1 protein-coding gene is annotated in these 793 nt (G+C 59.0%); it reads right to left on the reverse strand.

From position 1 onward, the window contains the following. The coding region (locus J9892_RS21360; protein WP_210538914.1) for an IS4 family transposase at positions 1 to 761 on the reverse strand (761 nt) is incomplete at its 3' end. Positions 762 to 793: the final 32 nt, after the last annotated feature.

Genomic DNA, 793 nt, shown 5'->3' on the forward strand with positions numbered 1-793 from the left:
CTGAGGCGTACCAGCACATCCTGCCGCCCCAGCTTGCGGATGACCTCGTATTGAGCCCCCTTTTTCAGCGGAATAAGCCAGTGACGCGCTACGCCCTGGCGTTGCCAGGCATGGAGTAACCCCAGTGAGTAGAAGCCCTTATCGAACAGGGTCAGGCTATTATCGGGTGTTTTTTCAATCAGTTGCTCTGCCAACACCATCTCGTTTACCGCACAGGAGTCCATCACTGTCTGGGTCAGCAGATGACTGGTCAGCTCCATCTGACACAACATGCGGACCTGGGGATATTGCGTCTCCCCCTGGACGGTTTTCGACTTGGCAAAGGCGCCGGCATTGTCCGGAGTATCGGGCGTGCGCCAGACCACCCCGTCCACGGCCAGCAGCTGCAAGCCGGCCCAGGTGGGGTGCTGACACTGCTGATGCCAGAGTGTGGCGGTCTGCTGGAACACCTGTCGAACGGCTTGGTCAGCCAGTTTTTGGCGCGCCTGGATGAAGGCGCTGGGGACGACAAACGGCCGGTCGCCGGGTAACAGGATATCGAGCTGGTTGGCCAGCTGGGCCATAGGGACATGACGAAACAAGGACATCCCGATAATGGCCCATAGCACCCGCTCCATGGGCATGCGCCGTCGGCGCAAGGAGACGGAGCCCGTCTCGGCCAAGCAAGCCTGCACCAGTTCAGGTGACAGCAGGTCAGACAGGGACTCAAACTTTCCGGGAGGACAGGCGTGAATGAAGTCGAGAGCTTGGTCGATACGCATAAAAAAATCCGAAACCCAACAAGGAGTTTCGG

Source organism: Aeromonas sp. Prich7-2 (assembly GCF_017939255.1).
Classification (GTDB): Bacteria; Pseudomonadota; Gammaproteobacteria; order Enterobacterales; family Aeromonadaceae; genus Aeromonas; species Aeromonas caviae.